The 23,212-nt window shown below is 46.1% G+C and carries 19 protein-coding genes; 9 read left to right on the top strand and 10 right to left on the bottom strand.

Annotated elements, in window-relative coordinates:
- Positions 1-63 precede the first annotated feature (63 nt).
- Positions 64-1,827, bottom strand: a complete 1,764-nt coding sequence (locus ORJ01_RS13410; protein WP_306178466.1) for an ABC transporter transmembrane domain-containing protein — start codon at positions 1,825-1,827, stop codon at positions 64-66.
- Between the two features lie 243 nt (positions 1,828-2,070).
- On the opposite strand from ORJ01_RS13410, the gene ORJ01_RS13415 reads away from it, so the two are divergent.
- Positions 2,071-2,352 (top strand): hypothetical protein, encoded by a 282-nt coding sequence (locus tag ORJ01_RS13415; protein WP_226752099.1) that lies wholly within the window; start codon positions 2,071-2,073, stop codon positions 2,350-2,352.
- 174 nt (positions 2,353-2,526) lie between these two features.
- On the top strand, positions 2,527-4,710 hold the full coding sequence (gene katG, locus ORJ01_RS13420; protein ID WP_306178468.1) for a catalase/peroxidase HPI: 2,184 nt from the start codon (positions 2,527-2,529) through the stop codon (positions 4,708-4,710).
- A gap of 90 nt (positions 4,711-4,800) precedes the next feature.
- Here the strand turns inward: katG and ORJ01_RS13425 are convergent, their stop codons facing one another.
- From ORJ01_RS13425 to ORJ01_RS13435, 3 genes are all read right to left on the bottom strand, one after another.
- The gene (locus ORJ01_RS13425; RefSeq protein WP_306178469.1) at positions 4,801-5,190 is read right to left on the bottom strand and encodes a DUF1761 domain-containing protein; all 390 of its coding nucleotides are present in this window, start codon (positions 5,188-5,190) and stop codon (positions 4,801-4,803) included.
- Position 5,191: 1 nt separating this feature from the next.
- Positions 5,192-5,653 (bottom strand): hypothetical protein, encoded by a 462-nt coding sequence (locus ORJ01_RS13430; protein ID WP_306178470.1) that lies wholly within the window; start codon positions 5,651-5,653, stop codon positions 5,192-5,194.
- Between the two features lie 131 nt (positions 5,654-5,784).
- On the bottom strand, positions 5,785-6,060 hold the full coding sequence (locus tag ORJ01_RS13435; protein ID WP_226752103.1) for a hypothetical protein: 276 nt from the start codon (positions 6,058-6,060) through the stop codon (positions 5,785-5,787).
- Positions 6,061-6,360: 300 nt separating this feature from the next.
- On the opposite strand from ORJ01_RS13435, the gene ORJ01_RS13440 reads away from it, so the two are divergent.
- Genes ORJ01_RS13440 through ORJ01_RS13455 form a run of 4 tightly spaced genes read left to right on the top strand, consistent with a single transcriptional unit; the run spans position 6,361 to position 11,903 of the window.
- Positions 6,361-7,647: a carbohydrate porin gene (locus ORJ01_RS13440; protein WP_306178471.1), complete on the top strand. Its 1,287-nt coding sequence runs from the start codon at positions 6,361-6,363 to the stop codon at positions 7,645-7,647.
- A gap of 16 nt (positions 7,648-7,663) precedes the next feature.
- Positions 7,664-9,295 (top strand): BCCT family transporter, encoded by a 1,632-nt coding sequence (locus ORJ01_RS13445; protein WP_236129555.1) that lies wholly within the window; start codon positions 7,664-7,666, stop codon positions 9,293-9,295.
- A gap of 8 nt (positions 9,296-9,303) precedes the next feature.
- Positions 9,304-11,172 (top strand): DUF294 nucleotidyltransferase-like domain-containing protein, encoded by a 1,869-nt coding sequence (locus ORJ01_RS13450; protein ID WP_306178472.1) that lies wholly within the window; start codon positions 9,304-9,306, stop codon positions 11,170-11,172.
- 2 nt (positions 11,173-11,174) lie between these two features.
- The gene (locus ORJ01_RS13455; protein ID WP_306178473.1) at positions 11,175-11,903 is read left to right on the top strand and encodes a 3'-5' exonuclease; all 729 of its coding nucleotides are present in this window, start codon (positions 11,175-11,177) and stop codon (positions 11,901-11,903) included.
- A 21-nt stretch (positions 11,904-11,924) separates the two neighbouring features.
- Here the strand turns inward: ORJ01_RS13455 and ORJ01_RS13460 are convergent, their stop codons facing one another.
- The 3 genes from ORJ01_RS13460 to ORJ01_RS13470 all read right to left on the bottom strand — a co-directional run bounded on the left by ORJ01_RS13460 (position 11,925) and on the right by ORJ01_RS13470 (position 14,483).
- Positions 11,925-12,542 carry a methylamine utilization protein gene (locus tag ORJ01_RS13460; RefSeq protein ID WP_306178474.1) on the bottom strand — a complete coding sequence of 206 codons (618 nt, stop codon included), beginning with the start codon at positions 12,540-12,542 and terminating at the stop codon, positions 11,925-11,927.
- Positions 12,532-13,401: a DUF4394 domain-containing protein gene (locus tag ORJ01_RS13465; protein WP_306178475.1), complete on the bottom strand. Its 870-nt coding sequence runs from the start codon at positions 13,399-13,401 to the stop codon at positions 12,532-12,534. The genes ORJ01_RS13460 and ORJ01_RS13465 overlap by 11 nt, the downstream gene beginning before the upstream one ends.
- Positions 13,402-13,781: 380 nt before the next feature.
- Positions 13,782-14,483, bottom strand: a complete 702-nt coding sequence (locus ORJ01_RS13470; RefSeq protein WP_306178476.1) for a DUF445 family protein — start codon at positions 14,481-14,483, stop codon at positions 13,782-13,784.
- A 159-nt stretch (positions 14,484-14,642) separates the two neighbouring features.
- Here ORJ01_RS13470 and ORJ01_RS13475 point away from each other — a divergent pair, with 159 nt between their 5' ends.
- Entirely contained in the window at positions 14,643-15,512 is an 870-nt protein-coding gene (locus tag ORJ01_RS13475; protein ID WP_306178477.1) for a MurR/RpiR family transcriptional regulator, read from the top strand.
- 131 nt (positions 15,513-15,643) lie between these two features.
- Positions 15,644-17,092 carry a YdiU family protein gene (locus ORJ01_RS13480; protein WP_306178478.1) on the top strand — a complete coding sequence of 483 codons (1,449 nt, stop codon included), beginning with the start codon at positions 15,644-15,646 and terminating at the stop codon, positions 17,090-17,092.
- A 51-nt stretch (positions 17,093-17,143) separates the two neighbouring features.
- On the opposite strand, the gene ORJ01_RS13485 is transcribed toward ORJ01_RS13480, so the two are convergent.
- Positions 17,144-18,067: a sodium-dependent bicarbonate transport family permease gene (locus ORJ01_RS13485; RefSeq protein WP_306178479.1), complete on the bottom strand. Its 924-nt coding sequence runs from the start codon at positions 18,065-18,067 to the stop codon at positions 17,144-17,146.
- Between the two features lie 91 nt (positions 18,068-18,158).
- On the opposite strand from ORJ01_RS13485, the gene ORJ01_RS13490 reads away from it, so the two are divergent.
- A complete protein-coding gene (locus ORJ01_RS13490; protein ID WP_306178480.1) occupies positions 18,159-19,073 on the top strand; it encodes a LysR family transcriptional regulator in 915 nt (304 codons plus the stop codon).
- A 27-nt stretch (positions 19,074-19,100) separates the two neighbouring features.
- Here the strand turns inward: ORJ01_RS13490 and ORJ01_RS13495 are convergent, their stop codons facing one another.
- Together ORJ01_RS13495 and ORJ01_RS13500 are read right to left on the bottom strand one after the other, a co-directional pair.
- Positions 19,101-21,416: a bifunctional diguanylate cyclase/phosphodiesterase gene (locus ORJ01_RS13495; RefSeq protein WP_306178481.1), complete on the bottom strand. Its 2,316-nt coding sequence runs from the start codon at positions 21,414-21,416 to the stop codon at positions 19,101-19,103.
- 188 nt (positions 21,417-21,604) lie between these two features.
- Positions 21,605-23,152 (bottom strand): PAS domain-containing methyl-accepting chemotaxis protein, encoded by a 1,548-nt coding sequence (locus tag ORJ01_RS13500; RefSeq protein ID WP_306178482.1) that lies wholly within the window; start codon positions 23,150-23,152, stop codon positions 21,605-21,607.
- Between the last annotated feature and the right edge of the window lie 60 nt (positions 23,153-23,212).

The following is a 23,212-nucleotide window of genomic DNA, read 5'->3' on the forward strand; positions in this document are numbered from 1 at the left end:
GGGTTTGTGAAGCTCACCGCACCCTGCCAGCGCTCTGGCAAACTTATCAGCTTTGGTGAAAACTTACTCCGTTAAAAATTGCAGTTGCGCCAATTCTTGATACAGCGCACAACTTTGTAAGAGCTCGTCATGCTTACCGCTGGCAATTACGCGACCTTGATCTAACACTAAAATGCGATCGGCAGTCAGTACCGTGCTCAGTCGATGGGCAATGATCAAGGTGGTGCGACCTTGCATCGCTTGCTCTAACGCTTGTTTAACAGCGTGTTCGCTGCTGGCATCTAAAGCGCTGGTGGCTTCGTCTAATAGCAAAATCGGCCGATCCGCTAAAATGGCGCGGGCAATGGCAATACGTTGTTTTTGACCACCCGATAAGCGCACACCGCGCTCACCCAGTTGTGTTTCGTAACCGGCACTAAACTGCTGAATAAATTCATCGGCACGCGCGGCTTGGCAGGCCGCTTTAACATCAGCCAAGCTGGCCTCTGGCCGACCATAGCGCACGTTTTCGACAACAGAATCGGCAAATATTACGGCATCTTGCGGTACCAGTGCAAATTGTGCGCGCAACTGCTGAGGGTCAAGCTGTGTAATGGCTTGGCCATCTAGTGCTATGCTGCCTGCGGTAACATCATAAAAGCGTTGTAACAATTGAAATAAAGTACTTTTACCAGCGCCACTGGGGCCAACAAGGGCTAAACGCTCACCGGGTTGAATGTGCAGATCCAGTTGTGACAACACGGTTTGTTCAGGGACTTGCGGATAAGCAAAAGCAACCTGCTTAAATTGCAGCTCACCGCGCACCGGAGCGGTAAGCGTTAGCGGTTGCACTGGCGCACTAATCGTCACTGGCATTTCCGCTAATTCAATTAAACGTTCAGCCGCACCTGCGGCACGCTGTACCTCACCAATGACTTCGCTAATCGTCGCCATGCCGCCGGCCACCATTACGGCATAAAACAAGAAGGCAGTTAATTGCCCAGGGCTAACCTTCCCGCTCACCACGTCTAAAGCGCCGACATAACCGACAATGGTGATAGCGCCAATACTCAGCAGCATCACCGTACCAATTAACAACGCACGATAAAAAATACGGCCGCGCGCGGCAGCGAGCACCTGCTCGATTTTTGCTTTAAACACAGTTTCATCGCGTGCTTCGTGACCATAGGCTTGTACGGTATGAATTTCGTGCAGACTTTGATCCACATGAGCACCAATAACGGCTAATTTGTCTTGGCTGTCTCGCGCCAGTTGCCGTACCTTTTTGCCTAACACTAAAATAGGTAACAGCACTAACGGCACCGCGATAAATACCAAGGCGGTTAATTTAAAGCTGGTAAAAGCCATCATAATTAAACCGCCGATAGCCGTCACCGCAGAGCGCAGCGCCATCGAAAGGCTGGAACCGACCACGCTTTGTAACAAAGTGGTATCGGCGGTAAAACGGGAAATGACTTCGCCAGTACGCGTTTCACTGTAAAATGCCGGTGAGAGCCTTAGCATATTGTGATACACCGCATTGCGAATATCGGCACTAACGCGCTCACCCAGCCAGCTCATAAAATAGAAACGTAAAAATACCGCAACCGAGGCAAGTAAAGTGATGCCAAGCACCAGGGCAGTGAGTTGATTTAAACGCGCTAAATTGCCGGTGACAAAGCCTTCGTCGACCATCAGTCGCACGCCCTGCCCTAAACCCAGCCAGGCTAAAGAGCCAATCAACAGAAACACAATGGCCGCGACCACACGGCCGCGATAGGGTAATAAAAAGCGGCCGATCCACGGTAATACTGCACGTGTGGCAACGCCTTTGCTGGCAACAGTCATACATTCCTCGGGTAAGTCAGCAAGTAGGCTAGCTTGTTAATGGTGACAACAGACACTGAATACAAGCGCTGATTAAACTTTAACGCTGCTGACTGTGGTATGGCCTTGTACCCGCTTCAAAATAATAAAATTTAAGTAATTTATTCACTTAGCAAAAAAGGACTGCGCACGTAGCGGTTCGTGCTAAACCTTACCCCTGGTTGGCCGATATAGCTTTATTGAAGGAAAAAGGGATCTGGCATAATGAGCAGCAAACACGATAACAGCAGCATTACTCCCGAGTTTACCGAAGAATTGCGTTATTTACACAAAGTGATGCAAGCCATTGATATTTTGGGCGAGCAACCTGAGCTCGCTGTGGTTGCCTATGGCCGGATCTGGCAATACCCTGATTTATTAAAAACCGCTATACGTTATGCGTGGCTGGCGCAATTACACGGTTTTGATATTGAACCGTTTCGGCGCTGGTATAACCGCGATGCCGAGATTTTTACGCATTATGGTGTTGAGTGGCAACCACATTAAGCTGCCACTTTTAGCCATTTATTTTAACCATCAATTCATTTCCTAATTCAAAAAAGCTATTAGACTGTTCGGAATAAGTTACTTTAAAAAAATTTGTTAGAGGTCTATAGTCAATGCAGTTACAAACGGCTTAGCCGTAAACGTTTTTGCAACGACCTCTACAAGGAGTGATCAATGAGTACGAACAATTCTTCTGGCAAATGTCCTATCGCGCACGGCGCGAATACAGCCAATGCCAACAGCACCATGACCTGGTGGCCAAACTCTCTTAATTTAGACATTTTGCACCAGCATGATCAGAAAACCAATCCACTGGGTGCTGACTTTAATTACGCCGAAGCCTTTAAAAGCTTAGATTTAGACGCCGTTAAAACCGATCTGAAAGCCTTAATGACCGACAGCCAATCTTGGTGGCCGGCTGACTGGGGTCATTATGGTGGTTTATTTATCCGAATGGCTTGGCACAGTGCCGGTAGTTACCGTATTGCCGATGGTCGTGGCGGTGCCGGTACCGGTAACCAACGTTTTGCGCCACTAAACAGCTGGCCTGATAACGGTAACTTAGACAAAGCACGCCGCTTACTATGGCCCATTAAAAAGAAATACGGCAATAAACTCTCTTGGGCCGATTTAATGATCTTAGCCGGTAACATGGCTTATGAATCAATGGGTTTTAAAACGTTTGGTTTTGCTGGTGGCCGCAAAGATATTTGGCATCCAGAAAAAGACACCTACTGGGGCTCAGAAAAACAATGGTTAGCCCCCTCTGGTAGCCCAGGTACTCGTTACTCTGGTGAGCGAGATTTAGAAAACCCACTCGCTGCAGTAATGATGGGTCTCATTTATGTCAATCCTGAAGGGGTTGATGGTAAATCCGATCCGCTTAAAACCGCACACGACATGCGCGTGACTTTTCAACGCATGGCCATGAATGATGAAGAAACCGTTGCTCTAACGGCAGGTGGCCACACCGTCGGTAAAGCGCACGGTAACAACAAAGAAAGTAATTTGGGCCCAGCGCCAGAAGGCGCGCCGATTGAAGAGCAAGGCTTTGGCTGGGTTAACCACAAAACCCGTGGCATAGGTCGCGATACCATGACCAGTGGTATTGAAGGCGCGTGGACTACCAACCCTACCCAATGGGATAACGGTTACTTCTATTTACTGCTAGAGCATGATTGGCAACTGACCAAAAGCCCTGCTGGCGCCAGTCAATGGGAGCCGGTGAGCATTAAAGAAGAAGATAAGCCGGTTGATGTAGAAGATCCGTCAATTCGTTGTAATCCGATGATGACCGATGCCGATATGGCACTGAAAATAGACCCAGAATATCGCAAAATCTCTGAGCGTTTTTATAAAGATCCGGCTTATTTTGATGACGTATTCGCTCGGGCCTGGTTTAAATTAACGCACCGTGATTTAGGTCCTCGTAGCCGTTACCTTGGCCCAGATGTGCCAGCAGAAGAGTTAATCTGGCAAGATCCGATCCCCGCTGCCGATTATCAACTTACCGATGCTGATGTGACAGCATTAAAAGCAAAAATCTTAGCCAGTGGTTTAACTATTGGTGAGTTAGTAGCAACCGCTTGGGATAGCGCCCGTACATTCCGTGGCTCTGATTACCGTGGCGGTGCTAATGGCGCGCGTATTCGTCTGGCGCCTCAAAAAGATTGGGAAGGTAACGAGCCTGCTCGTTTACAAAAAGTTTTGGCGGTGTATGACAAGATTAAAGCGGATTTTGCTAAAAACGTCAGTATCGCTGATCTTGTTGTGTTAGGGGGTAGCGCCGCTATTGAACAAGCCGCCAAAGCGGCAGGCGTGAATGTTAGCGTGCCCTTTGCTGGAGGTCGTGGCGATGCGACACAACAACAAACGGACATCGAAGCGTTTGAGGTTTTAGAACCTTTACATGATGCTTACCGCAACTACCTGAAAAAAGATTATGCGGTACAGCCAGAAGAAATGATGTTGGATAAAACGCAGCTATTAGGCTTAACAGCGCCAGAAATGACCGCGTTAATCGGTGGTATGCGGGTACTTGGCTCCAACTATGCTGGCAGCAAACATGGTGTCTTTACTGACCGTGAGGGGGTGTTAAGTAATGATTTCTTTGTTAACTTAACCGATATGCAATACAGCTGGAAACCAACGGGCCGCAATAGTTACAACATTGTTGACCGTGACACCGGCACAGTAAAATGGACAGCGACACGAGTCGATTTAGTCTTCGGTTCAAACTCTATTTTACGTGCTTATGCCGAAGTGTATGCGCAAGACGATAACCAGGAAAAATTTGTGAAAGACTTTATTAACGCCTGGGTAAAAGTGATGAATGCCGATCGGTTTGATCTGAAATAATTCGCTTTTAAAAGAACTAAACAGGCACCCTCTCGGTGCCTGTTCTTTTTGGGTATACCTTAGGTCAGTAAGTCGCTCTATCGATACCGCTTATGGCCACAAGCCAAACACTAAACTGTACAATAGAAACTGACAGATATGATAGCCACCATCAATTAACCACAAGCGACCACTGCGCTGCACAAACTGATAATTAATACCAAAACTAGTGGCGACAAAACACACCCCAACTAATAAACCCATATGCAAGGCTGTGGCCAGCTCTGCAGACGATCCCATTAACACTGCAAAGGCATAAGCTGCCAGCAAACTGCAGATAAAACTGATACCAAATACTTTAGCGGGGTGACCCGGTGTTGTCGGTGCGCCACTTTCTTTCAGCCAAGCCTTACCAAACAGTAAGGGTGAATACCACAAGCCACCGAGCACAAAACTACTGACTGCTGCTACCAATACGGCAAGTATACTTACCTCAACCATGTCAATTCTCCATCACCACGGCAACGACGCCGGGTATGCCATAATCATCAAACCGATAGGAATAATGAATCGTGATCCCAGCGATACCACTAAAAGGTTGAAAATGCATTTTAGCGGCATCTTTAGCGAAGCCGTTAAACACCTCTTGAATAGATGCGATACCTTCATCCGATTTTAAAACTTCCACATTTTCTGCCAATGTCAGCTGATTTTCAGCCATCATTTCTTGTAAAAAGGTCTCAGCTTTAATCACATAGTTATAATTTAACAAACAACGATTATTGCTGCTGCTATACAAGGCAACGGCCCCAGTCAGCGTGGTCATATAATCAACGGCTATTGGCGCTTGTTGCTGAATATCAGCAACCGCACCTTGCAAACTTTTGCACACTGCCTGTGGTGTTGCCGCTAAGCTTTGATAACACACTAACCCTAATGCGAATAAAACAACCGTTTTCTTCATTCCTTTACCTTATTATTGTTGTTAATGGATCTCGTTCGCGCACCTGTCGGTTGTACATAACACTTTACCCCTTGCCAGGGTTTTCGTCATTTTAACGTATTAAAAAACCCCTATTATGGGTAATGCGTTTTTTAAAACAGCCCAACTGCCAGCTGTGCCCACACCAAACAGAATAACGCGACACAAAGTAGCAGTAAGCTAAGCCGCGTTATTCTGCCAGTTACTTTGCGCCTAATCATCAAAATAGTAAAACCGAACATAAACAATAACCCGGCTGCCACTATAAAGTCAGTGAAGCTCCAATAAACTTCTGCGGTAACTTGCATAGCTAAAAAAGGCAACATTAACAGCGCGAAGATGCCAAATAGCAATGTAAATAAACGGCGTTGGTCAATAAGGTTTTGCATAATCTAAACACCATGGTGAGGTAACAGCGCGCGCAACCTCTTCACCTAGTGATAAACGCCACCGCTGCCAAATAACAATCATCTGATTAAATATAGCTTAATATTGCTAAGGTGAAATAACGCTATTGTTTGGCAAGACCATGCTGCAGCAAACTGCAGCGAAACCGCCGTATAAAAGCATTCACTACAAAATAATTATTTAAAATTAATAGCTTAAATTTAAGCCAGTTTGGGTGTGCCTTCTAATTGTGCTAAACTGTATTGCTTGTTTAACAGACCCATCTAAAACAGGCACTTCTCATGATCAAAAAATCACTGTTGGCATTCTTTATTACTGCCGCCTTAACACCCGCTACCGTTGCAGCTGATGAGCAACAAGATGTAAAAGCCCAACTCGAATTATTAAAAGCACAAATCGCCCGTCTTGAAGCCCGTTTAGCGCAACAAGAAGCGGCAACAGCTGACGCTAAAACCGTCACCGTTGTTGAAGAAGTTGGAATAGCAGCCACTGAAAAAGCAGAAGAAGCAGACGGTATTCGCGTGGGGGGTGCTATCCGTACCAACTTTAGTCATACCTCTTATAACGATGGTAATAAGAACCGTGGCGGTGATTTTGATTTTGATATTTTTCGCTTAAACCTGCATGGCAGCGTGGGCAATGTCACGTTGGATGCCGAAATTCGTTTCTTTGATTATATGACGGCCATTAAATATGCCTATGTTGGCTATCAATTATCTGAAAATTGGCAAACGCAAGCCGGTATTATTCAAGTACCGTTCGGCAACTGGCCTTATAACTCGCATAACTACTTCTTTAGCACCAATTACTACCTTGGTTTAGAAGATGATTTTGACTTAGGAATCCTGTTTAAGCGACAAATTGCCGACAACTGGCAGTTAGATGTGGGTTTCTTCAAAAATGATGAGCTCGGCGGCGTAGATGGTTATGTCGAAGACCGTGCAGATCGTTACTCTTATGACATTGTGGGCGGCCGTGTCGGCAACGAAGGGATTTATGCCGATCCCAGTTATGCGATTGGCGAATACAACACCTTAAGTGGTCGCTTTGCTTATCACACCGAATTTGCCGGGGTAAAAACCGAACTGGGGATCTCGGCTTTAGCTGGTGGCTTACATGACGGTCGGCAACGTGCGGGTGACTACAATGCCTTTGGTTTACACCTTAACAGCCACTATGGTCGCTGGAACTTACAATTACAACACACCGAGTACAACTACAACTTAGATGACACCACACGGATCGCCGTTGGCGCTTATGCCTTCTACGACAGTATTGCCGCCGAAGCTAAATCAATTACTGCCAACCTTGCCTATAGCCTGCCCGTGCAATGGGGCCCAGTAACGGGTCTGCAATTTTATAACAACTACGGCTTGGTATATGACAAATCAGACGGCACCGCCGATACCATGATGAATGTCGCCGGTTTCTCTGTTGCTGCAGGCGGTCTCTTCACTTATTTCGATTTAGTGCATGCCCGCAACCAACCCTTTGTTGGCGGCAGTGCTGCAGGTAACAGCGATGATACCGAGCGCCGTTTCAACATCAATATTGGTTATTATTTCTAAGCAAAGGATGTAATGTATGACACAACAAAAAGATCCGATGATCCCCGATGGGGCCGTCAATCCGATTGATACCGATTACCAAATTGGTCAAGACAATGTTGTCGTGAAAATTGGTCCCTTTGGTCTGGATATTCACAACCGCGTTTTTTTAATTTCCGCTTTGGCGATTATTGCTTTTGTCATTTTAACCCTAGTTTTTCGGGAAGAAGCTGGCCCAGCCTTTACCACTTTGCGTAATACCTTAACCTCAAACCTCGACTGGTTTTTCCTATCGGCAGCCAATATTTTTGTGCTGATTTGTTTGGCGCTTATTGTCAGCCCCTTGGGCAAAGTTCGTTTAGGCGGTACTGAAGCCACACCTGATTTTAGCTATATGGGTTGGTTTTCCATGCTGTTTGCCGCCGGTATGGGTATTGGCTTAATGTTTTATGGTGTTTCTGAGCCACTAACGCATTTTGGTACAGCAATGCAGGGCACACAATTTACCGACGGTGTACGCACCGACTGGGCGCCGTTAGGCGGTGCCGCGGGTGACAGCGCCGCTGCAGCAGAACTTGCGATGGCAGCAACGATTTTTCACTGGGCGCTACATCCATGGGCGATTTATGCCATTTTAGCCTTAGGTTTAGCCTTATTTAGCTTTAATAAAGGCTTACCACTGACCATTCGCTCGGTGTTTTACCCTATCTTAGGTGAACGCGTTTGGGGCTGGCCTGGGCATATTATCGATATCCTCGCGGTGTTTGCTACCCTATTTGGTTTAGCCACCTCGTTGGGTTTTGGTGCATCACAAGCCAGTGCCGGTTTAACCTATTTATTTGATATTCCAGGTGGTACTACTACCCAAGTACTGTTGATTATTGGTATTACCGCAATCGCCTTATTCTCTGTGGTTGCTGGCTTAGAGGCCGGTGTTAAACGACTGTCGGAAATTAATATGGTATTAGCCGCGTTACTGCTGCTCTTCGTGATTATCGTTGGCCCAACGTTAGCGATCTTCTCCGGTTTCACCACCAACCTGATTAGCTACCTAGAACATTTACCCGCACTGTCTAATCCGATTGGTCGCGAAGATACCAATTATTCACAAGGCTGGACGACCTTTTACTGGGCATGGTGGATCAGCTGGTCACCGTTTGTTGGTATGTTTATCGCACGGGTTTCTCGTGGTCGTAGCGTACGCGAATTTTTAATTTCAGTACTGTTAATCCCGTCATTAGCCTGTGTATTCTGGATGACCGTATTTGGTAGTACCGCCATTAGCCAAGTGGTGCAAGACGGTTATCAGGCGGCGGTAGAAGCGGCTTTACCTCTGCAATTATTCGCCATGCTTGATGCGTTACCGCTAGCGCAAATTAGCTCGTTTATCGCCATTATTTTGGTTGTGGTGTTTTTTGTGACCTCTTCAGATTCCGGTTCATTGGTTATCGATACCATTGCCGCCGGCGGCAAAGTAAATGCGCCAACGGTACAACGTGTGTTCTGGTGTACTTTTGAAGGCTTAGTTGCTGTAGTGCTATTACTGGGTGGCGGCTTAACGGCCTTGCAGGCCATGGCGGTCTCAACCGGCTTGCCGTTTACCTTGGTGCTTTTGGCAGCGTCTATCGCTATTATCAAAGGTTTGATGTCTGAACCTAGACCGGATTAAACGACCCAATGAGCAGCGATCAATTAGAAATTGAACAACTCGAGGTATTAAGTTTCTTGCAACGACACTCGCCTTTTCAAGAACTGTCGTTGCCGGAGCAAACCACTTTGGCACAACAGATTGATGTGGCCTATTATCGCGCTGGTAGCGAGATCCTCACCTACAATGCTCCGTTAGATGCCTTGTATGTGATCCGCTCAGGTGTGGTTGAAACCTTTCGGCGTAATGGCGATTTATATAATCGCATAGCTGAAGGCGGTTTATTTGGTGAACAGGGTTTGTTGCGTGGTAAAAAAGTGCGCTTCCCTGCCCGTGCGCTGGAAGATACATTAATTTATTTAGTGCCTGCAGTAGCCTTTGAGCAATTGTTCGATAATAACGAATTTTTCGCTGATTATGTCGAAGTCGGTGATGCGATGCGTCGCGCAACACCTCGCTTGGCCAAAGCGGCGGATCATCAGCTAATGAGTGCCCAGGTCTGCGAGTTAATTAATCGTGAACCGGTCATGTTGTCAGCGGATGCCACAGTGTATGAAGCGGCGGCCTTAATGCGCGAGGCGAGCGTGTCGTGTTTATTATTAACCGATCCTGCAAAGCCTGAGCATATTTGCGGTTTAATTACCGATCGCGATATTCGTAATCGCTTAGTTGCCGCGGGTTTGCAAAGTGATATTAACGTTCAGCAAATCATGACGCGAGAACTGGTCACTGTTCAAGCCGAGCAGTTTGTGTTTGAGGCGATGATAATTATGCTGCGGCATAATTTGCATCATTTACCGGTGTTGCAACAACATAAAGCGCTGGGTGTGATCGCCATTGCCGATATTATTCGACACGAATCAAACAACAGCTTGTATATCGTCAGCAGTATTTATCAGCAGCAAACGGTCGCAGAATTAGCGCAATTGCGCCCTGCGGTTCAAGCCTGCTTTGTACGAATGGTCAATGAAGATGCGAATTCGCAAATGATTGGCAGTGCCATGGCCACCATTGGCCGTAGCTTTAAACAGCGATTGCTAGAATTAGCCGAACAACAACTTGGCCCACCACCGATACCTTATTGCTTTGTCGCTTTAGGCTCAATGGCCCGGGATGAACAACTGATCGTCACCGATCAAGATAACGCACTTATCCTAGATGACCGCTATGTTGCCGAGCAACATGATGCTTATTTTGCAGCATTGGCCAACTTTGTTTGTCAGGGGTTGGATCAGTGTGGTTATCCATTGTGTACTGGCAATATTATGGCCACTAATCCTCGTTGGCGGCAGCCTTTAAAGGTGTGGCACCAGTATTTTAGTGACTGGATCTTAAAACCGGCACCCGAAAAACTGCTACACAGTAATATCTTCTTTGATTTAGACGGTGTCTGGGGGGAAAACCAATGGGCGACGCAACTGAATCAACACATTGCCCAACAAGCACCTTTGCATAAAACCTTTTTGGCCTCGATGGCGCGCAATGCACTACTGCGCACGCCACCCCTGGGCTTTTTTCAAGATTTTGTAATGGATGAAGATGGTAAGCATAACAAATCGTTGAATATTAAACGCCGCGGTACCGCGCCATTAGCCGATTTATTACGAGTGTATGCTTTATCGCTTGGCTTTGATAACCCGAGTAGTTACCAACGTTTAGCACGATTAAGTAAATTGAATATCTTACCAAAAGGTCGGGCTGACGATTTACGGGATGCCTATGAAGTGATTGCGATGACGCGCATTCGGCATCAGGCAGCCATGTTACAACAACAGCAAAACCCCGATAATAATGTCCTACCGGAACAACTGTCTGAATTTGAACGTAAGCATTTAAAAGCGGCCTTTCAAGTGCTGGCTAATGCGCAGAAGTTTCTTAAATTTCACTTTCAGGCCTAACCATGTTCTATCTTGGATCAACTCAGCCCAGCCCCACTCGCCTGAATTGGCAGCAACGTTTTAGAGAGTTGGCCCAAAGTAGCCGGCATGTATTGCTACGCCAATATTATCAACAAGGTGTAGTCAGCCCCGAGACACCGGTGAGCGAAACACCCATCATGGCATTAGATCTGGAAACCACCGGTTTAGATCCCCGCCAGCATGGTATTGTAAGTATTGGCTTAGTGCCGGTACAGGGGCAGCGTATTTTAAATTCAGCGGCGCAGCAATGGCTGGTTAAACCGCGCTTTGAGTTAACCAACAGCTCGGTGCGCGTTCATCGCATCACCGACAGTGCGCTACAAACTGCGCCCGATCTGATTGAGATATTACCCGAGTTTTTAGCGGCCATTGCCGGTAAAATTTTATTAGTGCATTGTGCCGATATTGAGCGGCGCTTTTTAACCGCCGCTTTGCAGGTTCGCTTAGGTGAGCCATTGCAGTTTCCTGTGATTGATACGATGGCCTTAGAAGCCAAAGTGCATCGCGCTAAACCGTTGAGCTTATGGCAGCAATTTCGTAAAACGCCCCGCACTTCAATCCGCTTATCGGCCAGTCGGCAACGCTATGGCTTACCGCCCTATTTACCGCATCATGCGGTCACCGATGCTTTAGCCTGCGCAGAGCTATTTCAAGCACAGCTCGCCACCCGCTACACCTCAAACACACCTATTGCCGACTTGTGGAGCTAACGCACCCTCTGGTTAAAATGGTTAAAACATCGGCGCTAATTGCATTAAGGTTATCTGCTGCTCCGCCATGTTCTCTGTCAGTATCAAGGGTAGTTTTACAATATGCGTTTCATCTATAAGATCTTTATGCCAAATGCGCAATTGATACTCAGCTGTAGGAACATCCTTTAAGGTGGCCCGGCCATTCTCATCGGTGATAGCATAATAGGGCGTATCTAACGCCACGATCCACGCAATCATATGATCATGAATATTACATCCCAGCACAGCAACACCGCTCTGATCAAACACCACTGGCTCGGCTGGGGTGCCAACATAAAGTTTGATTTCAAATTGTTTTACTGGCGAAAATGAATAAACATGGTGACGCACAGTATCTTCATTCGGGAAACTCACCGCCGTACCTTTAGTAATCACCGTGAGCTCTGGCGTGAATATTTTATCGCGCTGTTTAATTTGCGCCAGCGGCCCAGGTTTAACCAACGCCGCCGCTGCTGTCGATTCTAGAAATACCACTGCATCGTTTACCACTTGCCCCTGAGCATCTTTTACAGTAACGTTTAAGCTCGCAGCCTGAGCGAACGCACTTTGTAAAAGAATGAATGCAGTAACAAGATAGAGCTTCGTTTTATGGTTCAATGGCCATTCCTACAATGGCACTGCCATCAATGAGTTGCCCTATCAAGTGCGTTTGACCTGAAGCTAAATCAATTTGATAAAGCATGGTACTCGGTTGACTATCAGTAGTAAGCGCGACTAGGCCTATATTGTTGATATCAGAAATATCAAAAGAAACCTGTTGTAAGTCAGGAATACCTAATTGTCCAACGGTAAATAATTGGCCGGTATTAGGTGAAATGCTGGGCGTTACACCCGCTAAGGTACCCTGGGTAACCAAGTTACCGGCCCCAATATCAATGGCATAGTTGCTGGTAACTTTCGCATCCTGCTGATCGTAAGTATAAGCTGCAGCAACAATATTGGGTTCCTTCCCTGCGTGGCTATCCACTGCAGCGTAAGCAAGATCAGGATCTGTCGCGGCTAAAGCCCCCGTTTCAGGATGGAGTCGTAAATTTTGGCCTAACGCATTTACCACTCGGATCCGATCAGCTGCAGGGTTAAAATCAAAACCAAATTGTGCCGATTTTAACGTGCCTGCAGGCAACTTATTACCGACAGCTGTTGCCTGTCCCGATGTGGTATTAACGGTATAAAGTTGCCCTTGATCAGATAGCGCAAACAACACGCCATAAGCGACACGATAATCAATACCGACGATCTGCTCACCAGTATTAATACCTTTAAGCGACTGTTGCTTTAATACCGTTTGCGGCGCTTGAGCATTGACCTGCACTAATTGTTGTTTTGCCGTGAGTAACCATACTGTTTCGTTGCCTTTTAACATGGGCATAGTATGTTGTTGGGCGCATAACGCAGCACTGAAGCTCAATGTTGCCAATGCTGTCGTATAAAATATTGTTGATAACGATAATTTCATAAACCAATCCTGTTATAGAAAATAAACTCTCTAATGGAAATTAGTGCGACCTAGCCGAGAACTTCAACCTTGGCTTCATTGATAACGCTTCTCGTAAATAAAAGCAAAATATTTACACTAAAATACTAGGGCTTGTTGACGTTTGCTGGTTGTTTTTGCAGCTGAGTGGCTGGTATTTATACAAGGCAGAGCTTGTGCCGTGTAGTTATTCTACATAAACAAGCGATAACGCAGTAGAAATGCCAGCCACACGCTGCCCGAAGGGTTCGTCTGGCGATGCTTTGCTCTTTGTCTCTCGTCGTTTATTTAGAATAACTAAATTACACTCCTCGTTTCGCGATCAAAACATCGCCAAACGAACAAAATCTAAACAGAAAACGTCAACAAGCCCTAACCAATAAGCCTAATACGCCACCAAAAACACCACCCCATACTACTAACCAACCAAGATGCTCGCGGATCATTTGTTGGATAATGTCTTTTACTAATGCCGGGGTTAACTCATCTAAGCGCTGTTGTACGATGTGCTCAACTTGTTCGGCCAATTGATTCAATTGATCGGCCTGTAATAACTGGGCTTGCACTTGCTGATGAAATTCTGGAGTTTGCGTGATATCAATTAACGATTGCTTCAACTTCGTTAAAAATGGCTCTTGTAATGGTTGCAACACCGCACTGCCACCAAACATTGCCAACATGCCGCCTAATGAAGATTGCTCAACCACCTTTAACAAACCGGTAAAGGTGGCCGATAAATCAGTTTGCTCAATAATGGGGGAAAAATCAAAAGCCTGCTGTTGCTCTTTGGCCGATAAAAAACGCTGCATATGTTCACGGCTAAAAAACTGCGTCATGACTAACTGGCGAATACCCGTTTTAAACTCATTAAAACGCAGTGGGATCACGCCCGATCCATATAAAAACGGTACGCGCTCAAACAGCATATGAATGGCTAAGGTATTGGTAATGGCGCCAGCCAGCGCAAATAACCCCATATTGATTAACAAGGCATGGTCGAGAAACCAACCGATCAACACCAAGACACAGGCTAAAAAATTGGTTAAAAAGTTTTTGTTTAACACGGTGTAACGCTTCCTTTATTAGCAACTTACGCGATCGGCAATTGTAAGCGTAGCGTGGCAAATCAGCAATCCTTTAAATTATTCGCCGCTAAGCTAAGCTAGTTTTCAAGCAGCGAGTCAGCTTATACTGCACGCCATATTGATAAATACAGAGACGTTATGGCCGTATTACAACGTATTGCGCTAATACAAGCACGCTTACGCAAAACAGAACAAGCAATTGCCGATTTTGTGATGGCAAATCCGCAACTTATTCGTCAATTATCCTCGCAAGAATTAGCACAACAAGTGGGGGTCAGCCAGGCCACCGTAGTACGTTTTAGCCAAAAACTCGGTTATAAAGGCTATCCCGATTTTAAGTTTGCGGTTAATGATACCGTGCTTAACTTTCCTGAACCGAAAGATGATAAATTACACGGTGATATTGCTTTAGATGACTCCTATTCAGAGATGGCCCGCAAGTTATTAGCCGGTAAAATTGCGGTGTTAACCCACACACTCAGCGCAAATGATCAACCACTGATGGAACAGGTATGCCGTATCATATTGCAAGCGCGGCGTATCATGCTGACCGGTAAAGGCGCATCCTTTTTAGTGGCACAAGACTTTTGTCTTAAGCTACGCAAATTAGGCATGAACGCGACGGCAGAGAGTGATAACCATATACAGTTAGCTGAGTTAGCCCATTTTGGCAGTAAGGATGTGCTGTTTATGCTCAGTGAATCAGGCGAAACACCAGAAATGGTGGCGATTGCCCACTATGCGCGCAGTCATAAATTAAAGCTCCTCAGCTTAACCGGCTTTGCGCCCAACACCATTGCCAAATTATCGGCCGTTAACCTGAAAACCATGGCCAACGAAAGCGCGGTGCGTCTGTCGTCAATCTTGTCACGTAACGCCCAAGAGTTAGTGATCGATTTGCTGTTTATTTTACTGACGCAATCTTCAGCGAAAGGCCGAAAAATGCTCGCAGCATCCAATGCAGCAGTCAGTCGCTATCGCGATCCCAATTCCAGTAATCGGGCCTAAGCGCCATCCTAGCCACCACTCGCGTTTGCGTCTGCTGCCGTCGAGCGTTGTGTCTAGCGTAATACCCGAGTAAACTACTCAACCATTAGTCGCACACGCTGCTTAGCGGCGTACTGAACAGTGAGTCGTTTATGTCGTCATTTCAGCCTGAACATAGTTATCGCCAGTTACCGCCTATCTGTTATGCAGATTGCCAGCCGACACCGGTTAAAGCGCCACAATTTATCGCCTTTAATCAGGCATTAGCAGCAGAGCTAGTCTTACCTGAAGCGTATTGGCACAGCTCTGCGGGCTTAGATTTGTTCAGTGGTAACCAACTGCCCACATGGACAGCGCCTTTAGCGCAAGCTTATGCTGGCCATCAATTTGCTCATTATGTGCCACGACTCGGTGATGGTCGTGCCATTTTATTGGCTGAAGTACGAGACAGCCAAGGCAAACGGCTTGATTTACAATTAAAAGGCGCAGGGCAAACCCCCTACTCGCGTCGTGGTGATGGTCGCTCGCCGATTGGCCCCGTGATCCGCGAATACCTGATCAGCGAAGCCATGCATGCATTAGGGGTTCCGACTACACGCGCCCTTGCTGCGGTCAGTACCGGAGAAGTGGTTTTTAGAGATGAAGGTTTAGCTGGCGCTATTTTAACTCGAGTGGCCAGTAGCCATATTCGTATCGGTACCCTACAGTTTGCTGCAAGCCAAAGCGATAGCTCAGTGGTAAAAGCCTTGGCCGATTATGTGATTGAACGCCATTACCCAACATTAACTCACGCAGAAAACCCTTATCGTGGTTTGTTACACGCGGTAATTGCTGGCCAAGCCGCCTTGGTGGCGCAGTGGATGAGCTTAGGTTTTATTCATGGGGTGATGAATACTGACAATATGTTGTTGTCGGCGGAAACTATCGATTACGGCCCTTGTGCTTTTATGGAAGCCTACAATGCGCAGCAAGTGTTTAGTTATATTGACCAACAAGGTCGCTATGCTTACAAAAATCAGCCTGCAGTAGCGCAATGGAACCTTGCTCGTCTGGCCGAAGCACTGCTTGGCTTGCTGGCGCCGGATCAAGCCGCAGCCATTGAGTTAGCCATGGCCGAGTTAAATCAATTTCCTGATATTTACCAGCAACAATGGCTCAGTCGTTTTGCTGCCAAACTGGGTATTGCTAACCCGGTTGCGGAGGATCGTTCGTTAATTGAAGATTTTTTAAACTTATTACAAGATGCTGCGGCTGATTTTACCTTGTCATTTCGAGATTTATTAAACGCTGATACACCTTACTTACAGCAAAAGATCGCTGTAGCGCCATTACAACAATGGCTAGCTCGCTGGCAACAGCGTTTAGCAAGTCAGCAGGTTGCTGCTCACGCCATTATGGCCAAAGCAAACCCCGTACTGATCCCACGTAATCATCTTATTCAACAAGTGATTGATGAGATGAGTGATACCGGTGATTTAACCTTGTTTAATACCCTGCATAAGTTGTGGCAAGATCCCTTTAGCGCTACGCCAGAAAATGCACCATATCAACAACCGGCGAGCGCCGCGCAATGTGTTAAACAAACCTTTTGTGGCACCTAACGAGAATAATGCGGGTTGAGCTCAACACTTCGCCCGCACCACGTTAAAGTTTTAAGCTAACCAGCTTTGATAAAGCGGAATACCGACGAGGATATTAAACGGAAAGGTAATGCCCAACGAGGCAAGTAACGCAAGGCCTATATCGGCTTGTGGAATCGCCGCACGAATAGCCGCGGGTGCGGCAATGTAAGACGCACTGGCCATTAAGGTCGCTAACACTAACGCACTGCCTGCGGGTAAACTGAGCAAGGCCGCTAACAGTAAACCAAAGCTGGCTAACACCATGGGCGTCACGATTGCGAAGATCATTAAGCGCCATTGCCGCCATGGCAAAGGTTGAAATACTTTAGCGGTACATAAGCCCATTTCAAGTAAGAATAACGCAAGTAAGGTTTTAAAACCGCCCACCAAGACGGCTGAAATATCTGCCAGACCTGACTGGCCATATAAGGCGCCAATCACCAAACCACCGGTGAGCAAGAGTACGCCACGGCTGGTTAACGCTTCATGTAAAATCGCTAAGCCGCTGGCTTTGCTACCATTAAGATAACGGTACAACCACAGCATCATCACAATGGCTGGCAACTCTAATAACACCAAATACAAGGTTGTTTGTGGAGACATCGCTAAACCACTGGCGCTGACCACCGCGAGCACCACCGCAAAAGTACCAGCACTGACTGAACCATAATGCGCCGCAATACTGGCTGCATCCGCGCTTTCTAATTTTACTAACTTACGTAACACCGGATAGAGCACCAAGGGCAACACGGCACCGGCTAAAATAATGCTACCTAATTCAGGCAGTAATGGCAGTAGCGGTACACCATGTAATGCCATCCCACCTTTTAAACCAATGGTCAGCATTAATAAAATCGATAAAGTTTCATAAATCGGCACGGGTACTTTTAAATCAGACTTAACCAAGCCTGCAATCAGACCCAACGCAAAAAACATGATGACGATATCTGGCATTTTTAGCTCCTTTCATTTTGGGCGCTATCTTGCCTAAGCCTAGCTTTTTATGCTAATTAATAATAAAGCAAATCAATATAGATAATTATCTATGGACCAGCGTTTACTCACCTTTCGTTTATTACAGGTTTTTCGCCAAGTGGTACAGCACGGCAGCATAACCGCAGCTTCACGAGCGCTGCATCTGACACAGCCCACCGTATCGTTGCAACTTAAAAAACTCAGCGATGCGGTCGGTACGCCGCTGGTCGATTATCAACAACAAAAGTTACAGCTCACCGCCGCAGGAGAGTTACTGTACCAAGCGGCTCAAGATATTGATGAACGGCTATCAGAACTCCGTTTTCAATTAAGCCAACAACAAAGCGGTAGCATCGGTAGCATCTCACTGGCGGTAGTGAACACCGCTCAATATTTATTACCCGAGCTATTAGCGGCGTTTTATCAAGATTATCCGGCGGTACAAGTGACCTTGCATATTGGTAATCGTGCTCGCATCCTAGAGCGGTTTGAACAACAACAAGATCACCTCTATTTGTTTAGCCACCCACCCAGTGGCGACCATGTGCATGCTAAACCGGTTGTGCGAAACCCACTGTATTTAGTCGCGCCTTTAACACATTGGGCGGCTAAACAAAGCAAACTGAGTTTTCAACAATTAAAAACAGAACGCTTCTTGTTACGTGAGCCGGGCTCTGCCACACGGATGATTTTTGATACTTGGCTAAGTAGCCAAGCGATTGAATTAGCGCACAGTATGCAGATAGAAACCAACGAGGCGATCCGCTTAAGCGTCAGTGCCGGTTTAGGCTTAGCCGTGTTGTCAGCACATACATTGCAGCTGCCCCATGACCGGTTAGTTATTTTACCGGTACAAGGCTTTCCATTGAGTAGCCATTGGTATTTAGTGCGCCATGCCAACAAACGCTTACCGCCAGCCGCGATGCGTTTACAACAGTTTATAGAGCAAAGCCTGGCCAAATGGCACGATCCGCTTGGGGTTTAAACGAGACTAAACGACAGTACTAACCGTTTAAACTTCATTAAAAAACGTACCACCTTGACTTGAAAACGATGTTAACCAAAGACTGAAATCTTCAGCCGAAAGGGGTTTAGAAAAGTAATAGCCCTGCACATTCTGACAACCTGCTTGCAGCACGCTGGCTAAACCACTGCGATTCTCTAGCCCCTCTGCTGTGACTTTCAAACCTAAGCCCATTGCCAGCTGAGTGGCGGCTTTGACAATCAACGCATCTTGAAAATTATTTTCAATGTCTTTAATAAAAGCACGATCTATTTTTAGCTCATGCACCGGTAAGGATTTTAAATAAGCTAATGACGATTGGCCTGTTCCAAAATCATCAATGGCTAACCGAATACCCGATGTTTTCAATTGATGTAAATTATTGATGACTTTTACCGTGTCTTGCATGACAGCGCTTTCGGTCATTTCTAAACTTAAGGCTGACACTGGCACTTGCCACTCTTCTAGCCACTCGACAATCGTCTGCGGTAAATGTTCATCTAATAAATCATGAGCCGACAAGTTAACCGAAACCGTCAGATCCGGATGGTCTTCTTGCCAGGCTGCCAACTGCTTGATCACCGATTGCAGCATCCAATTTGAAATTAAATTAATATTACCCGAGCGCTCAGCCAATAATATAAACTCGAAAGGTGAAATAAAACCCAATTGCGGATGTTGCCAGCGGATCAAGGCTTCAGCACTATTACAATCTTGCGCCATAATATCAACTTTGGGTTGATACACGATATACATCTGACCGCTGCTCAAGGCGATAGGTAAATCACGAATTATCGTTAGCTCTCGCTGATGACTTTCATCTTGGCCAATTTGATACAACGCCAGCGCCAAACCCATGTTTTTGGCAGAGTTTAAGGCAATATCTAAGCGGCGCAGCACTTTATTCACATCGTTCTCGCCTTGACGATATAAATAACTACCCGCTATCAATTGCAAAGAAATCGCCGAGCCAGCGATATCAAAAGGTTGGCTTAATTGTTTTAACAATACATTACGCGCGATATCACTGATGCTCTCGGGTAAAACAATTAAAAACTCATCGGCGCCCAAGCGTGCAGAGAAAGTAATGTCATTATTTAACACCAAACGAGAAGCCAATTGCTGTAACAACACATCACCGTTGCTAAAACCAAAACTATCGTTCACATGCTTAAATTTAGCGATATTAATTTGCAATAACTGGCCATCACCCAACGCAAACAAGCGCGGCAAATGCTTCTCCACCGCCAAACGATTACCTAAACCCGTTAAGCTATCTCGCTCGGCTTGTTCTTTTAATTGCGTTTCCCTTTGATAAATACCCGTTCGCATACTGGTTAAGGTATTGGCTAACATGCCAATTTCAGCGAGTTTTACTTCCGGTGCGGCAACTGTTGAGCCCTTGCCTATCGCAGTAGCAAACTGCACTAACTGTTCTAAAGGGCGTGTAACACTGCGGGTGTAAAAGAACGCCACGACTAAAGCTAAAGCCAACCCCAGACTAAAAATTTGCACTAATTGACTACGTAACTGCTGATAATTACTTAACCAACGCTCATTCGGTAAGTGCAGCCAAGCCCATAACTGATTATCTTGATCTAAAGCAAAGGCTTGCGAAATGTAGTTTTCACTCTCATCCATTAAAACTTGCGACTCACCCAGCAGCACGTTTTGCAGCATAGCTGAAAATTGTTGTTGTGCCCCCGGCACTAAGGTCGTTGTTAACATGTTACGGTTAGCGCCAGATAATTGAGAGAAACTGACATCCAAGCCGGTGATATTCTGAATTTGCAGTGCAAGCTGCTCATCGACAGTAAACCCCATGCCAACCCAAGCCACCACTTGCGGGGCTCGAACCGGCACTAATACGATTTGATACGCTTCGTTGTCTAAACTGATGATGTCGGCAAAGGCGCCCTGCTGTGAACGGGCGGCTTGAAAACTTTTCTGTAAAGGATCAAGATTGGTTATAGGCAATGTTGACGCTAGCATGCGACCATCAAGCGCAAATAATACCGCTAAATTAGCATAAACTCTGCCGCCATGATTTTCTAAAACACTTTGAATGGTGCCTTGCTCAGCAGTAGCAACGGCTTGGCGAAAGCCAAAATCAGCCGCTAAAATGCGGACACTTTCCGTTAACTGATCGCTTCTAACCTGCAGTGTTTGCCGAAACACATTAGTAGAAACTTGGAGAATTTGACGGGCTTGCTCTTCGCTATCTTGGCGCATCGTGCTGAGGGTAGCGTAGCCGGTAACGACTGAAAGCAATACCAGTAAAGCAACCAGCAATAAGGTTAACTGACTACGTAAAGAATTAAACATCTCGAGCCTTCAGCCTAAATCAACACCTCTAATACCCAGAGGAAAAGTTAAAAATATGATATTTATTTTTAATAACAAGAAATAAGATGCACCGGAAAAGCAGTACCGTCAATCATTACGTTGTAAATAATTCAATACTTTTCAGGCTTTAACCTATCAAGGTGTTAAAGCCCTATGTGAATAAAATACTAGCGTTTAAAGCGATGCACCATTTCCGCTAAATCATCAGATACGGTGTTTAGTTGCTCTAACGTTACGGAGGCTTCAATGGCGGCTTTAGTACTTTGCTCTGCTAAAACCGAGATATTGACGATCTGCCGATTAATATCGTCAGCGACATGCGCCTGCTCTTCCACCGCGGTAGCCATTTGAGTCGACATTTGAGCAATATCACTGACTGCAGCATTAATACCATTTAGCATATCGCTACTTTCTTGCACTTTATGTACACCGGCATCAGCGTCAATCGCGCCTTGTTTAGCCACTTGCACGGCATTCTCTGCACGCGCGGTCAACTCCGTAACAATGCCATAGATCTCTTGCGTAGACTGTTGCGTGCGCCGAGCTAAATTTCGTACTTCATCAGCTACCACCGCAAAACCACGCCCCTGCTCACCGGCTCTGGCCGCTTCAATGGCCGCATTTAAGGCCAATAAATTCGTTTGATCGGCAATTTGTTCAATCATTTGCGCCGCTTGCACAATCTTACCGGTTTGATCGGCCACTTCGGTAACCGAATGGCCAATAGTCGCGACGGTTTCCCGCAGTTTCTCTATCGATTGACGGGTGCGATCAGCAATTTCATTACCTTTGCTTGAGAGTTTATTCGCTTTGTCGGCCTGCAAAGCGGTATCCGTAACATGATGCGCCACTTCCGCTATCGTGGTGGTCATCTCATTCATCGCCGAAGCCACCTGCAGCGTTTCTGCTTGCTGACGATCAATTTCGACATTTGCTTCACGCGTGAGGACCAAACCACGGCTTGAATCACGTGATACATCTTTTGCCGCACTTTCTATACGGGTAATCATCGAGGCCAAATGCGCCCTATCGCTTAAAATACTGACTTTTAATAACCCTATTTCTGAGCGATCATCGGTGTAACTTGACGCCGCTAAAGGATCGGTAAAACGCCCCGCTAATAAGGTTTTTAAATCACTTAATAACTTAGCGCGTCGTTGCTGATAAGTTGCAGCAAGAAACAGTAAGCCAGCTATCAACACCCATTGGGCAAGCGCTAAATCGGCTAACCAGAATGTAGCGGCACTGACGATCAACGTGGCGAGTGATACCATTAAAGGAATACTGGGTAAATTTAATGATTTTTTGCCTTGGCTGATCTGATTGTAGAGTTTCTCTGCACGAATCACGTCCTCTTCTCTAGGGCAGCTTCGAACCGATTCATAGCCAATGACATTGCCCTTTTCCGTGATCGGCATGACATAAGCATCAACCCAATAATAATCACCGTTTTTACAACGATTTTTAACCAGCCCCATCCAAGGTTGGCCTTTTTTTAAGTATGACCACATATTGGCATACGCTTCGGGAGGCATATCAGGATGGCGCACTAGATTGTGCGGTTGGCCAATCAACTCTTCACGAGAAAAACCACTGATCTTCATAAAAGCATCATTGCAGTCAACAATGACGCCACGGGTATCTGTTACTGAAATTAACCGCTGTTCAAGGGCAAAGCGTTGCCGTTGATTTGTTACTGGTAAATTTTTTCTCATAACGTATTGTTAGCCTTTGCAAAGGGTCAGATACCGTAAAAGATCATAACCAAAAGTTGA

Source organism: Alishewanella sp. SMS8, from assembly GCF_030737935.1.
GTDB lineage: Bacteria > Pseudomonadota > Gammaproteobacteria > Enterobacterales > Alteromonadaceae > Alishewanella > Alishewanella maricola.